At 62.8% G+C, this 13,631-nt stretch carries 12 protein-coding genes; 5 read left to right on the top strand and 7 right to left on the bottom strand.

The features are described from left to right. Nucleotides 1-71: 71 nt before the first annotated feature. On the bottom strand, nucleotides 72-1,115 hold the full coding sequence (gene moaA / locus STARVERO_RS08095; RefSeq protein WP_422802173.1) for a GTP 3',8-cyclase MoaA: 1,044 nt from the start codon (nucleotides 1,113-1,115) through the stop codon (nucleotides 72-74). Nucleotides 1,116-1,343: 228 nt separating this feature from the next. On the opposite strand from moaA, the gene STARVERO_RS08090 reads away from it, so the two are divergent. Next, complete coding sequence (locus tag STARVERO_RS08090; protein ID WP_144342502.1) at nucleotides 1,344-1,748, top strand: gamma-butyrobetaine hydroxylase family protein; 405 nt, start codon at nucleotides 1,344-1,346, stop codon at nucleotides 1,746-1,748. A 54-nt stretch (nucleotides 1,749-1,802) separates the two neighbouring features. On the opposite strand, the gene STARVERO_RS08085 is transcribed toward STARVERO_RS08090, so the two are convergent. The 3 genes from STARVERO_RS08085 to STARVERO_RS08075 all read right to left on the bottom strand — a co-directional run bounded on the left by STARVERO_RS08085 (nucleotide 1,803) and on the right by STARVERO_RS08075 (nucleotide 5,337). After that, nucleotides 1,803-2,405, bottom strand: a complete 603-nt coding sequence (locus STARVERO_RS08085) for a L,D-transpeptidase (protein ID WP_422802133.1) — start codon at nucleotides 2,403-2,405, stop codon at nucleotides 1,803-1,805. A 217-nt stretch (nucleotides 2,406-2,622) separates the two neighbouring features. Then, the gene (locus tag STARVERO_RS08080; protein ID WP_244616652.1) at nucleotides 2,623-4,563 is read right to left on the bottom strand and encodes an acyltransferase family protein; all 1,941 of its coding nucleotides are present in this window, start codon (nucleotides 4,561-4,563) and stop codon (nucleotides 2,623-2,625) included. A 54-nt stretch (nucleotides 4,564-4,617) separates the two neighbouring features. Next, nucleotides 4,618-5,337, bottom strand: coding sequence for an SOS response-associated peptidase (locus tag STARVERO_RS08075; RefSeq protein ID WP_159598472.1), 720 nt, complete (start codon nucleotides 5,335-5,337; stop codon nucleotides 4,618-4,620). A gap of 1,300 nt (nucleotides 5,338-6,637) precedes the next feature. On the opposite strand from STARVERO_RS08075, the gene STARVERO_RS08070 reads away from it, so the two are divergent. Then, nucleotides 6,638-7,321, top strand: coding sequence for a recombinase family protein (locus STARVERO_RS08070; RefSeq protein ID WP_159598471.1), 684 nt, complete (start codon nucleotides 6,638-6,640; stop codon nucleotides 7,319-7,321). Here the strand turns inward: STARVERO_RS08070 and STARVERO_RS08065 are convergent. After that, complete coding sequence (locus STARVERO_RS08065) at nucleotides 7,281-7,703, bottom strand: thermonuclease family protein (RefSeq protein WP_159601664.1); 423 nt, start codon at nucleotides 7,701-7,703, stop codon at nucleotides 7,281-7,283. The two genes, STARVERO_RS08070 and STARVERO_RS08065, sit on opposite strands and share 41 nt — an antisense overlap. Before the next feature lie 57 nt (nucleotides 7,704-7,760). After that, on the bottom strand, nucleotides 7,761-8,546 hold the full coding sequence (locus STARVERO_RS08060; RefSeq protein ID WP_159598470.1) for a hypothetical protein: 786 nt from the start codon (nucleotides 8,544-8,546) through the stop codon (nucleotides 7,761-7,763). A gap of 547 nt (nucleotides 8,547-9,093) precedes the next feature. Between STARVERO_RS08060 and STARVERO_RS08055 the strand changes: the two genes are divergently transcribed. Together STARVERO_RS08055 and STARVERO_RS23830 are read left to right on the top strand one after the other, a co-directional pair. After that, complete coding sequence (locus STARVERO_RS08055; RefSeq protein WP_200837729.1) at nucleotides 9,094-9,774, top strand: hypothetical protein; 681 nt, start codon at nucleotides 9,094-9,096, stop codon at nucleotides 9,772-9,774. Between the two features lie 272 nt (nucleotides 9,775-10,046). Next, complete coding sequence (locus tag STARVERO_RS23830) at nucleotides 10,047-10,991, top strand: DNA-methyltransferase (RefSeq protein WP_159598469.1); 945 nt, start codon at nucleotides 10,047-10,049, stop codon at nucleotides 10,989-10,991. A 147-nt stretch (nucleotides 10,992-11,138) separates the two neighbouring features. Here the strand turns inward: STARVERO_RS23830 and STARVERO_RS23825 are convergent, their stop codons facing one another. After that, the gene (locus STARVERO_RS23825) at nucleotides 11,139-11,564 is read right to left on the bottom strand and encodes a tyrosine-type recombinase/integrase (RefSeq protein ID WP_159601663.1); all 426 of its coding nucleotides are present in this window, start codon (nucleotides 11,562-11,564) and stop codon (nucleotides 11,139-11,141) included. Nucleotides 11,565-11,654: 90 nt separating this feature from the next. Here STARVERO_RS23825 and traA point away from each other — a divergent pair. Beyond that, a partial coding sequence (gene traA, locus STARVERO_RS08040; protein WP_244616650.1) for a Ti-type conjugative transfer relaxase TraA occupies nucleotides 11,655-13,631 on the top strand: 1,977 nt, incomplete at its 3' end.

The following is a 13,631-nucleotide window of genomic DNA, read 5'->3' as shown; positions in this document are numbered from 1 at the left end:
ATGCACGTTATGTTGCGTTGCAGCAACACGAGCAGGCGCTGGCCAGCCATGCGTCCCGAAAGGGGGATCGATCAGCCGCCGGTGACGCTCATATGGCGGCGGAGGGCGGGCGCGCGGCCGGGACGGTCGATGACGAAGTCATGCCCCTTCGGCTTGCGGAAAATGGCGTCGTCGAGCGCGGCATGCAGCTTCTCGTCGCTCTCGGAGGCGCGCAGGGGCGCGCGCAGGTCCGCCGCATCCTCCTGGCCCAGGCACATGTAGAGCGTACCGGTGCAGGTGACGCGCACGCGATTGCAGCCTTCGCAGAAATTATGCGTCAGCGGGGTGATGAAGCCGAGCCGGCCGCCGGTCTCGCGGATCGAGACGTAGCGGGCGGGGCCGCCGGTGCGGAACGGGATGTCCTCGAGCGTCCAGTGCTGCTGGAGGCGGGAGCGGACGGTCGAAAGCGGCAGGTACTGGTCGACCCGCTCCGAGCCGGTCTCGCCCAGCGGCATGACCTCGATGAGCGAGACATCCATGCCGCGCCCGTGCGCCCATTCGATGAGCGAGGGAATCTCGTCCTCATTCTCGCCGCGCAGGGCGACGGCGTTGAGCTTGACGTGCAGCCCGGCCGCCTGGGCGGCGTCGATGCCGGCGAGCACCTTGCCGAGATCGCCCCAGCGGGTCAGCGCCCGGAAGCGCTGCGGGTCGAGCGTGTCGAGCGAGACGTTGATGCGCTTCACGCCGCAATCGGCCAGCTCCCGCGCGAAGCGGGCGAGCTGCGAGCCGTTGGTGGTCAGCGTCAGTTCCTCCAGCGCACCGGAATCGAGATGCCGGCCGAGGGAGCGGAACAGGGTCATCACGTCGCGGCGCACCAGCGGCTCGCCGCCGGTGAGGCGCAGCTTCTTCACGCCGCGGGCGACGAAGGCCGAGCACAGCCGGTCGAGCTCTTCCAGCGTCAGCAGCTCCGGCTTCGGCAGGAAGGTCATGTGCTCCGCCATGCAGTAGACGCAGCGGAAATCACAGCGGTCGGTGACGGAGACGCGTAGATAGGTGACCGCGCGGCCGAACGTGTCGACGAGCGGCGCCCGCGGGGTTTCCCGCTGTATCCGGTCGATGACGGTTTCGTCGCTGATCACGTCCGCGCTCCCGAGACGCCGATGGGTCCGGCGCTACCTATTCAGGATATTTCTAATGATTGGGCATCCCCATGCCAAGGCGCAGACGCCTATCGGGCGATTGCCTAAACCATTCGTGACGTGCGTTCCGACAAATGCGCGCCGGCGGATCAGACCTCCGGCGAACGGCTTGGCGAACGTCCGCCGCATCTCTATGTGGAGTGCCAACGAGAGAAGGGGAAGACCGTGACCGACGCCTCGACCCACAGCCCGAGCAATGCCTGGCCGACCGAGATCAGGATCCACAAGGACCGGCGCGCGCTGACCATCGCTTTCGACGACGGCACCAGCTTCATCCTGCCGGCGGAGTATCTGCGGGTCGAGAGCCCCTCCGCCGAAGTGCAGGGCCATTCGCCGGCCGACCGTCAGCTCGTTGCCGGCAAGCGCGAGGTGCGGATCGATGAGGCCATTCCCGTCGGCAATTATGCCGTGCGCCTGATCTTCGACGACCAGCATTCGACGGGTATCTACACGTGGGAGATCCTGCACCGGCTCGGCCGCGAGCAGGACGAGCTGTGGACGCGCTATCTGCAGGAGCTGGCGTCCAAGAACCTCTCGCGCGACGCGGCCGGCACCGTGCGCCGGCACTGACGCGAGAAGACCCCGGGCGGCGCACAGGCCGCTCCGGGGCGATATCGGGCGCGCTCAGTTCAGCACGACGACCTTGGTGCCGACGCGCACGCGATCATAGAGATCGGCGACGTCGTCATTGGTCATGCGGAAGCAGCCGGAGGAGACCGCCTGACCGATGGTCTCCGGCTCGTTGGAGCCGTGGATGCGGTAGAGCGACGAGCCGAGATAGAGCGCGCGGGCGCCGAGAGGGTTGTCGATGCCGCCGGGCATGTAGCGCGGCAGGTCGGGGCGGCGCTTCAGCATCTGCGGCGGCGGGGTCCAGCCCGGCCACTCGGCCTTGCGGGTCACGGTCTTCACGCCCGACCAGCGGAAGCCGTCGCGGCCGACGCCGATGCCGTATTTCAGCGCGGTGCCGCCGCCCTGGACCAGATAGAGGCGGCGCTCACCCGTGTTCACGATAATGGTGCCCGGCGCGTATTTGCCGTTATAGGACACGACCTGCCGGCGGAGCGCCGAGTTGCCGCCCTTGACCGGTCCGTTGCCGAGATTCGACGGGCGCGCAAAGAGGTTGAAAAAGGAAGGCGCGGCATTCGTCGCGCTCTGTGCCATGGCCGGCACTGTTGCCGCCAGGGTCACTCCGGCGAGCACCATGGCCGCCATCGTCTTCAGTCGCATCGCAAGCCCCATACGATCGATGATACGCCCCCGGCGTTTCCCGACGGGCCGCCGCGAGACCCGCCAGCACCACCACCGACACCCGCAGGCGCCTAAATATGCGCCGTATTTGACGAATGGCAGCCTGACGATGCCGTGAGTTCGCCGATTGTGGCGTCTCTATGGCATGACGGCAACAGCCATGTGCGGGCAGCCGCTGGGAAGGCGCGGCACGTTCTCAGGGCGCGGCGGTCTCGGCCGCTGTAGTGGCGTGCTGCGAGCCGAAGATGAGGTTGCCGAGCCGCGTGCCGTAATACGCCACGCCCTTGCTGGTGAAGTGCGTGGCGTCGAATTCCAGCGGCTCGCCGTCGATGGAGAGCTGGCAGTTCATCTCGGGGCACATGTTCTGCAGGATCGAGACGTAGAGCACTGAGGGATTGTTGGCGAAGTGCTCGGTCAGCAGGCGGTCCGAGCGGTAGGTCACCTCGTCCATGTCGTCGGCGGTCCCGGTATCGGCGTTCTGCCGGTGCAGGCGCAGCGCGAGGATTTCCGGCACCGGCCGCTTGTACTTCGGCACCGGGCCGAGCACGACCACCTTGATGCCGGCCGCGTTGAGGCGGGCGATGGCGCGGTCGAGGTCGGCCAGATGCTCGGGCGAGACGAAGGCATCGCCGCCCAGGACCACGATCTCGGGCTTGTGGGTCAGCAGCCATTCGAAGGCGAACTTGTTCAGGCTGTCGCAAACCGGCGAGTGCGGGTTGGTGAAGTCGAGCAGCGGCAGGCAGGCCGCGCCGGTGATCTGCCCCAGCGCGTAGCCGTGCTCCTTGGCCATCGGCAGCAGGGCGCCGCTGAACTGGGCGACATGGCTGCTGCCCCAGAGCACGATGCGCGGTGAACCGGTGGGCAGGCATTCCGGCTTGATGTCGGCCGGGCTCTGCCCCTGCCGGACGAAGCACAGGCCGTCCCGCACCACCGGCTTGAAGGCGTAGTTGGTGTAGGCCAGCACGCGCTGGATCTCGGGATCCATGCGGCCCGGGAAGCCCCTCGTGCTGGTGGTGAGCGTGCCGAATCCCAGCAGCACCGCGATTCCGGCCGCCGTGGCGCCGAAGACGATGCGACGCGGAAAGGCGACCCGGTTCAGCCGCACCGGCTGCTCGACGAAGCGCCAGGACAGCCAGCCGAGCAGCGTGGAGAGCGCGACGCCGCCGATCAGGAACAGGTGCGCATCCATGTCCGGCCAGAGCTGGCGAGCGAAGACCACGATGGGCCAATGGACCAGATAGAGCGAGTAGGAGATGGCGCCGAAGAAGCGCATCGGTGCCACGCCGAGCAGCCGCGCCGGCAGGCTCTCGGTGCGTTCGCCGCCCCACAGCACGAGCGCCGCGCCGAGGCAGGGAATCAACGCCAGCCGCCCCGGAAAGGGCGAGGCCGAGGTGATCGTCAGCATGCCGTAGAGGATGAGTCCCGCGCCGGCGAGGATAGCCGCCCCGCCAATGTGGCGGTTGCCGGAAAAGCGCATGCCGGGCAGGGCGAGTGCCGCGCCGATCAGCAGTTCGAAGGCGCGGAAGGGCAGCAGGTAGAACGCCGCCGCCGGGTTGGTCTGGCGCACCATCTCGCAGGCGACGAGCGAGGCGACGAGGATCGCCAGCACGGCCCAGGGCAGCGCCTTCGGCCAGAAGCGCCGGCAGACGAGGATGAGCGCCGGGAAGAGGAAATAGAACTGTTCCTCCACGCCCAGCGACCAGTAGTGCAGCAGCGGCATCTCCTCCGCCGATGAGCCGAAATAGTCCGCTCGCCGGTAGAAGTAGACATTGCCGAAGGCGAGCACCGACCAGATCAGCGAGCGCGCATAGGACAGGAGCTGGTTCGGTAGCAGGACGAACAGCGCGATGGCGCTGGTCACCGCCGAGACCGCGACGAAGGCCGGCACGATGCGCCGCATGCGCCGCTCGTAGAAGCTGAAGATCGAGAAGCTGCCGTCGGCGGTGTCGGCGTAGATCGACTTGGAGATCAGGAAGCCGGAGATGACGAAGAACACGTCGACGCCGACGAACCCGCCCGGTAGCCAGTTCGCCCCGAAATGGAACAGCACGACGCCGAGGACGGCGACGGCGCGCAGTCCGTCGATATGGGCGCGGTAACGCAGATGGTGATGCACGGCGGCGGCTGGCTCTTTCACGCGAAAAGGTCGGTCATTATCGCCGATGGAGGCCGCGCACGGCATGCCGGATGGCTAGAACAGGCTTCCCTGCGTCCAGTTTGCGCCGGGGTGTTGCTCGCCGGCCATAGGAAGCGGCGGCGGGTCCTCCTTCGCGCCGCCCCGCGAAATGACCGTCAGAAGCGCCTCCGGCAAGGGGCGCTGGAGGGCGCCGGCCTCGCTCCACGGCGCGTGCAGCCAGACCTCCCGCTCCTCCCTTGTGGTCAGGATGACCGGCATCGCCTTGGGGTGGATCGGCGCGACGACGGCGTTGGGCTCGCAGGTCAGGAAGCCGAACAGCTCGTGCTCACCGTCCACCGGATCGGCCTTCGTGCCGCGCCGGCCGGTCCAGCGTGTCCAAAGGCCGGCGAAGAAGGCGAGCGGGCGTTCGTCCGACAGGGCGAACCAGACCACGTCCTTGCGTCCGGTGCGTGGATTCGGCTCCGGCGCGTATTCGCTAAAGCTGGTGAAGGGCACGAGACAGCGATGCGCCGGTCCGCTCCACGTCCGCCAATGCGGGGAGGCGAGGTTGCGGATGTTCGTCACCGGCGGGCCGGCCAGATGCGGCGGCGAGGGCATGCCCCAGCGGGCCAGCGCCAGTTCGCGCGTCCCGTCCGGCGCCGTGCGGACGATGGGGGCCGGCTGGTCCGGGAAGATGCCGGTCTGCGCCGGCAGGTTGCCGGCGAGATTGTTCAGCGTGCCGACCAGGTCGGCGATTCCCTGGACGTTCGAAGTGTGGCTGTAGAGATTGCACATGCGTGCCGAGCATGGGGCGCCCGGCCGGGCGCGTGAAGGCACGCTGGCACGGATGTGGACAGCCGTCCACACAATCGCACGCTGCGAAGGGGCACGCGCCGGCGAAGTCGTCCGGTATCGTGGGGAGCGATGATGGTGGGCGATGCAGGGCGGCCCGCCGATCCGCTAAGTCATTGACTACGAAGCACTATCTGCGATGGAAGGTGATGATTATGTCTCACTTCCGTGAGCGCAGATTAGGCCTGATTTGGAGAGCTACGGCAAGGGCCACGCAGAGGCAGAGTACGGAAGGAGGCTGATATCGGTCGCCGGCATCTCCGGGTTTCAGCCCTTTCCGGCCGGATCGGCATAAATGGCCGTGGGCTGGCTGTCTGCTCGGCAGGCAGGTTGCCTCGGATCGGCAGCTGAATGGCCGTCAGCGGCGATTCTTGGGGCTTGGGGTCCGCGCTATGCCCAACCTGCGCCAGCTAATCCGGCACGGGCAGCCGATGGCAGGTGGCTTCTTCGCTCTGGGCCATGTTCTCGGCAGTGAGCCGCATCGGAAACGGATGTGCAGTGCCGAGCAACAGAGCCGCGCCTTGGAATGCCGCACGATAGGCCGGACTGAAAATCTGGCGAATTTTTGGGTGCGGGTATCTTACATGGTCAAGCGCAGCTGTTCCCCCCGTACGGGGCGGTTCCTGCGGTGATTTGAACGCTGCTGGGCCTGACATAGGCCGCTCTGCCTTAGCCTCAGCGCTGTTCCGTTCGGAGCAGTAGGCCATCCTCACTCCCTCGTGTGCAGAACGGAGGGCGATGCTGCTGTGCGCTCGCCGGAGTGCTGATAGGGCCTTGGTCCTTCGTAAGTGGAACAAAAGGGTAGCTCTACAACACAGCTCAATGCAGTCGACAGACAATGTCGTCTCGCTGGACGATGCCGGACTGCGTCAGCCATCTGCGGATGGAGTGACGACGCAATTTGGTATCGGTCTTTCAGTGGAGCAAAAGAGTAGATACACACAAACTCATGCAGTCTCTAGACAATGTTATAATAATGCTGATTATTATATGCATATCTTATGTATAATAGATAGATACTGTTGTCTCGTTCTGGAAATATCTATAAGAGCTTTGGCGGCTGGGAAGATAGAGGCATCGCCGCTTCGGCAGATACTCATGCTATGTGCTGATCGATATGTACGTATGGGTATGCCCTAACGGTCGGTACAGATATGGCAAATGGGGCTGTCCACTGGGGTTGATATTAATCAACGGACATGCAATTGAGTGGACATGATCCTTATGGACAGTCGAGGCGCTTATGTCCGTTATCCTCTATGCCCGTGTCTCCACCGCAGATCAGACACTCGCTCATCAACAGACGCAGGCTGAATCGGCCGGCTTCAAGTTCGATATGGTCATAGCTGATGAAGGGGTGTCCGGAGTTTCTGTCCCGCTTAGAGAGCGCGCAGAGGGGCGCCATTTGTTCCGTATCCTGCGGTCCGGTGACACTCTCGTCGTGCGATGGGTTGACCGGCTCGGCAGGAACTATGCCGATGTGACGGACACCATCCGCGAGTTCATGCGGCGGGGAGTGGTGATCAAGACCATCATCAACGGCCTGACGTTTGATGGCGCTACAAATGATCCCGTGCAGATGGCGGTGCGGGATGCCTTGATTGCCTTCATGGCTGCGACAGCGCAGGCGCAAGCGGAGGCTACCAAGGAAGCCCAAAAGGCCGGCATCGCTCATGCCAAGGCTACGGAGGGCGCTATCAAGTACCGAGGCCGCAAGCCCGGCTTTGACCGTGAGCAGTTTGAACGCGTATGTGAACTGCTGGCGCAGGATACTGGCGCGAGCGAGATAGCCAAGCTAACGGGTGTCACTCGGCAGACCATTTACCGGATCAAGGACCATCCGGCTGAACAGATAAAGGCTTTGGAGACGTGGGGGCTCTGGGCGCCTAGGAAGCCTCTGAAGGCCCGTTCGTCGTCCGGGGCGTGAAGCTGCACCATGGCTGTCGCTTGCCTGTCCACGGCCGCGCCAGCCCCTCGGATATGAGAATGCTCCCAAGCGAGCGGCCGTCTCGCATCAACACCCGGAGCTTGCGGCCGTAACGGTCTTCGTCACGGCGCTTCCATGCGATCAAACCAAAGCGACCCGCTTTCAGCAGCTCAATGAGCCGTGCCGTCGCTTGCTCTCCCAGCCGCTTTTCCTCGGTGCAGCCGGGGCGGCTGATCTCTGGCGTATCTATATCGGCAATGCGGATGACGATGCCTTGCACCCTCAGCGTATCGCCATCGATGACGCAGTTTCTGCGCACGTCTTTTCCGCATCGGGAATACGACGGGTCTTCCGCATTCCGCGCCATGCAGCTGATCAACATCACGCAGCATGCGCCCGTGCAAACAGCAGCGGCAATCCGCACCTCGACAACGTCGATCTATGCTGCCGCTGCTTCGCAGCAAGCCACCGCGACACGACGAGGGTGGATGCCGCTGGTGAACTTATCCCTCAGCCAAGCTGGATCGATCTGCGCCGCCAAGGTGGCAGCCCGGTCGGGGTCGGCACATACGCGCGTCAGTTCAATGCCGAGCGCATCGCGATAGCCTTGGTAGTTGGGAAACCGTTCGATCTTTCCCATCTGCTCGCACTGTTCAACAGCCAGGACGAGAGGGTCTATTCCATCCCGATGAGCGCGGCGAAAAGGCTCGTCTTCCATCATGTCCACGATGCGGAAGTTGCCCGAAGACTCGCCCCAGATGCGCTGCACCTCATTCGCAAACGTCTCATAGAAGGCATTGAACCCGGCGTCGCTGTCTGCACCAGCGGGCGTGGCCACGGGACTGCCAGAGGCAACCTGAGGCGCACGGTAACTGAGCTCGATGGTCGCAGTTGAGGGCGCCCTGCGCACAAATGAGGCGTACCAGTTCGGCATATTCGGCCTCAGACCTTGCCGATATGCGTAGCCGACCAGAGCGAGCTTCTTGCCTTGGTGAACCTGCTCATATTCGAACTTGGCAAGGGCGATCACCTTGCTGGCAGTCTCTGACGATAGATCGCTCAGGAATTTGTCGGTGATCGCATTGGCGTCATCAACAGAGCCGCCTTTTTGCAGGATTTCGAGGTAACTGAAGGCGCGAACCGCCTCCATACCCGCAGCCGTATTGAACTTCAGCAGCTTGTAACCGCCAAAGGCGATTAGCCCGATGATGAGGATGGTTTCCAACTGGACAGCCCCCGTGGAGAAGGGCTGTAGGTGCGGTACGTCCCCGCAAATTGCCCTTCGATCCTCTGGTGATCGGGGAGTTAGTAACCGTACAGCACGGCCCTACGGCCTTTAGTTCGGAGAACCTGGACATACGCCGCAGGCTCCCCGACCATAAAGGTCGAAGAGTGGTGCTGATTTGGCAGCACGCACACCTAGCTGTAGGGGTTACTACGCCCCGGAGCCGCACGTACGGCTCCGCATCTTATGTCCCGCGTTAGCCAGCGAGTGTCAATGCGAGGGGCATCAAGGCAGACGGCAGTTAGGGATGTACGGATGTTGTTTCATGGCTGCGACTGCGCATCTGCAATCTGAGGGGTCCAACAGAAAACTCAGCGGGCCGGCATAGCGGCTCTGCGCGCCTTGGATGAGCCCCTAACGCCCGCTCGTCGTCTCAGGCATGGAACCTCTTAGCGTGTTGGGGGCTCTTTCTGCCAATCAAAACGATACGGGCACCTTGAGAATCAAGATGGTCTCACTCTACCCTAATTGGTCAGGGGGCGAGTCGATGGCAAAGAAGGCTACCGTTCAAGATAGTGCGTTTCGGAAAGATGTCCCGCTACCTTTCGAGTTGCGACTGAGTGATTTCAGTCATGCGATGCAGGATGTTTATGACTTCTTTTGCGATGTGAACAAGCTGTTGTCTGATAAGGGGCTTCATAGGCTGGATGATATGCTTCGGCCGGCGGCGATGAGTGGGATGATATCGGACATGATCACAGCCTCACTCGCTAAGTTCTCAAGATCGCTCGTGGAGAACCGGCATTTCAATGGTCATCCTGATTTGATTGTACGGGGGCGATATGCGGCTGATGCAGTCGCGTCGGGTTCTGATGGCGTCGAGGTTAAGAGTACACGTAAGGCCGGTGGTGCTGTCGACACCCACGGGGCGCGCTCACAATGGATGTGCGTTTTCGTGTACGTCGTGGACAATTCCACAGAGCCCGCTTCGCAGCGCGATCCTATGCGCTTCACTGAGGTTTATATAGCTCAGGTAGAGGAAGCAGATTTCCGGCACAATGCCCGAGGCGCACTCGGGACCCGCACAGCCACCCTTCATCGTGAAGGTATCAAGAAGCTTCATGCTGGCTGCATCTATAAACTCGATGCCGCGTCGCGCACTGCGCCCGTTTCAGGTGAAGAGTACGCAACCGACGGGCTAAAGCCGCCTACGAAAAAGGCCCAATGACAGCCTTTGACGTCGAGACGTCTATAGGGCATTCATGTAGCTGGGTAAGAAGTGGAGCGGATCATGCATCCTCCGGGTGTCGTGCGGGATGCCATTGTAGGGCATCTCAGGACTGTTAATGATGCGGCGACCGTGACCGAAATTTACGAAGCTGTATCCAAGCGGCTTGGCGATGTACCGCCCTCATCGGTTCGCTCGTACCTCAACCTTAATGAGCCTCGGCTTTTCGAACGTGTCGCCCGGGGAAGGTACCGGCTCAGAGGGGATGACTGATGGCACGTAAAGCCGGGCGGGCAGGATCATCTGCTGAGGTCCCCACAATTGGCGAAGTGCCAGTTTTCATCGATAATTTGGCTCGCCTCTATCAGGCAGATTGTTTTGAATGGTTGGAGCGGCAACCAGAGCAGTCCGTGCATGCCGTCGTTACGGATCCACCTTACGGTTTGATCGAGTACTCATCTGAAGAGCAGGTCAAGCTGCTAGAAGGGCGTGGCGGAATATGGCGTGTTCCGCCCTCATTCGATGGTCACAGAAGAGCGCCCCTCCCTCGCTTTACAGTGCTACGCCAGCGTGATCATGACGAGCTTCGGCATTTTTTCCAAAGGTTGGGCGCTTTGCTCAGGCGGGCGGCTGTGCCTGGCGCTAACGTCATAGTGGCGTCGAACCCCCTGCTGGCACACATTGTGGCTGCTGCTATGGTCGAGGGCGGCCTAGAGCTCCGAGGATATATAGCTCGTCTTGTGATGACGATGCGGGGAGGTGATCGACCTAAGAACGCCCACGAAGAATTTGCAGACGTTTCTGTCATGCCTCGCTCCATGTGGGAGCCGTGGGTCGTGCTGAGGACGCCTCTAGAGGGGCGGGTGCAGGATAATCTCCGAAAATGGGGCACTGGTGGCTTTCGAAGGATTTCCAAGGAACGACCTTTCGGTGACGTGATAAGATCGGGGCCGACGCCGGTAAGTGAGCGTCGGATTGCGCCTCATCCATCCCTTAAACCTCAGGCCATAATGCGTCAGATAGTACGCGCATCGTTGCCGTTGGGTGAGGGGATTGTTTTGGACCCGTTTGCGGGTTCGGGTTCGACTTTGGCCGCAGCGTGTGCAGTGGGCTACCCGAGCATAGGTGTCGAGCGAGATTCGCGTTTCGTAGCTATGGCTTCGGAGGCTATTCCGCGTCTAGCCGCTCTACGTGTTCGCGAAGAGGGTAACGCGTAACTGCGCGTTAGCTATGGCCGGTGCATGTAGCTTCGTGAGATACGCGCTTCTCCTATCTCGCAAAGGTCGAAGTTGTTCTTCGTTGGTTAATTCGATGACGCCTTATGCTGTACTTGTGCGGTCTTGGGGTTGTGGTCGTTAATTTAACTACTCGAACCGTATCGTTTCTACAGCCTCGCTAAGTTGTGCAAGCGTGTATCCCGCCTTGAAGTAGTACTGCTGCGTGACGCCGCTCTTGGTATGCCCGACCACCGATTGGACGATAGGTTCCTCAATATCGGCATGCATCATGGTCGTGACGGCCGTATGCCGGAGGCTGTGGAAGCTCAACTTGGTTGTCTTCAACCCTAGCTTCGGTAGGAAGCGGTCATTGAACCATCGCCCGAGAGTGCGCCCGTAGCCGTTCTTTACGTCCCTATTGAAGGTAGGGAACAGGCGATCATGTCCTCTCTTCCGCAACTGCTCGATGTAGTCGAGGAGCCCCAAAGCGATGAGTTGGCTGTGTATGGGAACCCAGCGCTTTGAAGCCCGGTTCTTGAGTTTGACCTGAGACCCTAATCTCCTCCGGTCTATGGTAGAGTCCTGGGTTTCGTTTGTGGCCTCATGCGGCCTGTTTTTCCAGCGTGGATTTCATTGCGAACTCGACCGGCGCCATGTTGCCGAGTGCCGCGCTCGGCCTCCCGGCTGCGCGATGACCGGCTGGGCCGTGACCACGACTTCTCCAACAAGCCGGGCGTCGTCCATTCCGAGGTGATGTTGCCGGAAAACGCCCCAGAGCAATGGAACGACCGCGAACGGCTCTGGAATGATGTTGAAGCCTTCGAGAAAAGAAAGGACGCACAGCTTTGCCGCGAGGTGGAGTTCGCCATTCCGCGCGAGATGACACAGACGCAGGGCGTCGAACTGGCCCGCGACTTCGTGCAGTCCGAGTTTGTCGATGAGGGCATGATCGCCGATCTCAATGTGCATTGGGACACCGGGGCGGACGGACTGCCCAAGCCCCATGCCCATGTCATGCTCACCATGCGGTCGGTGGACGCGGACGGCTTCGGCCCGAAGGTGCGGGAGTGGAACCGCACGGATTTGGTCGAGCGTTGGCGCGAACGCTGGGCCGATCACGTCAACGAGCGGCTGGCGGAACTCGACATAGACGCGCGGATCGACCACCGCAGCCTTGAGGCACAGGGCATCGACCTTGAGCCGCAGACGAAGATCGGCGCACCCGCGCAGCGCATGGAAGCCGCCGGGCTTGAGGCCGACCGCGCCGAGGATCACCGGCGCATTGCCCGCGAGAATGGCGCGCGGATCGTCGCCGATCCTTCCACCGCTCTCGACGCGATCACGCAGCAGCAATCGACCTTCACCCGGCGTGACATGGCGATGTTCGCGCACCGGCACAGCGACGGGATCGACCAGTTCAACGCGGTGATGGGCGCGATGCGCAACGCGCCCGATCTTGTCGAACTCGGCAAGGACGGACTTGGGCAGGATCGCTTCACCACCCGCGAGATGAGCGAGACCGAACAGCGCTTACACCGCGCGGCCGAACTGATGGCCGAACGGGAACGCCATGAGGTCAACGACAGGGATCGTGAGGTGGCGCTGGCGCGTGCGGAAACGCGCGGCCTTGTCTTGTCCGGCGAGCAGGCCGAGGCGCTGGCGCATGTCACGGACGGGCGCGGCCTGGGTGTCGTCGTCGGCTATGCCGGGACGGGAAAGAGCGCGATGCTGGGGGTGGCGCGCGAGGCTTGGGAGGCGGCGGGCTACGAGGTCCGGGGCGTGGCGCTGTCCGGCATCGCCGCGGAAAATCTCGAAGGCGGATCGGGCATAACGTCCCGTACCATCGCCAGCATGGAACATGGTTGGGCGCAGGGCCGCGATGTGCTGGCCGCGCGCGATGTGCTTGTCATCGACGAGGCGGGCATGGTCGGCACGCGGCAGTTGGAGCGCGTGCTATCCCATGCCGCCGAGGCCGGGGCCAAGGTGGTGCTGGTCGGCGATCCGCAGCAGTTGCAGTCCATCGAGGCGGGCGCGGCGTTCCGTTCGATCCACGAGCGCCATGGCGGGGCGGAGATCGGCGAGGTGCGCCGCCAGCGCGAGGACTGGCAGCGCGACGCCACCCGTGACCTGGCGACCAGCCGAACCGGCGATGCGATCCACGCCTACGACAAGCATGGTATGGTCCATGAGGCCGAGTCACGCGAGCAGGCGCGCGACGATCTGATCGGCCGCTGGGACCGCGACCGGCAGGAATCGCCCGACAAGAGCCGCATCATCCTCACCCACACCAACGACGACGTGCGCGCGCTCAATGAGGCCGCCCGCCAGAAAATGCGTGATGCAGGTGAACTTGGCGCGGATGTGCATGTCGCCGCCGAACGCGGTGTGCGGACCTTCGCGCCCGGCGATCGCGTCATGTTCCTGCAAAACGAGCGCGGCCTTGGCGTGAAGAACGGCACGCTCGGCACCGTCGAGCAGGTCGGCGCCCAGAGCATGACCGTCCGCACCGACGACGGGCGCAATGTCGCGTTCGACCTGAAGGACTACAACAAGATCGACCACGGCTATGCCGCCACGATCCACAAGGCGCAGGGCATGACCGTAGACCGCGCCCATGTGTTGGCGACGCCGGGCATGGAC

Origin of the sequence: Starkeya nomas (genome assembly GCF_902703545.1) — a bacterium.
Classification (GTDB): Bacteria; Pseudomonadota; Alphaproteobacteria; order Rhizobiales; family Xanthobacteraceae; genus Ancylobacter; species Ancylobacter moscoviensis.
The sequence above is the reverse complement of the archived record's forward strand: the minus strand, read 5'-3'. Positions and strand labels throughout refer to the sequence as shown.

Bases quoted from the DNA above. Each gene is read 5' to 3' on its own strand.
- STARVERO_RS08085 (WP_422802133.1), bottom strand. From the start codon at position 2,405: ATGCGACTGAAGACGATGGCGGCCATGGTGCTCGCCGGAGTGACCCTG.
- STARVERO_RS08075 (WP_159598472.1), bottom strand. From the start codon at position 5,337: ATGTGCAATCTCTACAGCCACACTTCGAACGTCCAGGGAATCGCCGAC.
- STARVERO_RS08070 (WP_159598471.1), top strand. From the start codon at position 6,638: ATGTCCGTTATCCTCTATGCCCGTGTCTCCACCGCAGATCAGACACTC.
- STARVERO_RS08065 (WP_159601664.1), bottom strand. From the start codon at position 7,703: ATGTTGATCAGCTGCATGGCGCGGAATGCGGAAGACCCGTCGTATTCC.
- STARVERO_RS08055 (WP_200837729.1), top strand. From the start codon at position 9,094: ATGGCAAAGAAGGCTACCGTTCAAGATAGTGCGTTTCGGAAAGATGTC.
- STARVERO_RS23830 (WP_159598469.1), top strand. From the start codon at position 10,047: ATGGCACGTAAAGCCGGGCGGGCAGGATCATCTGCTGAGGTCCCCACA.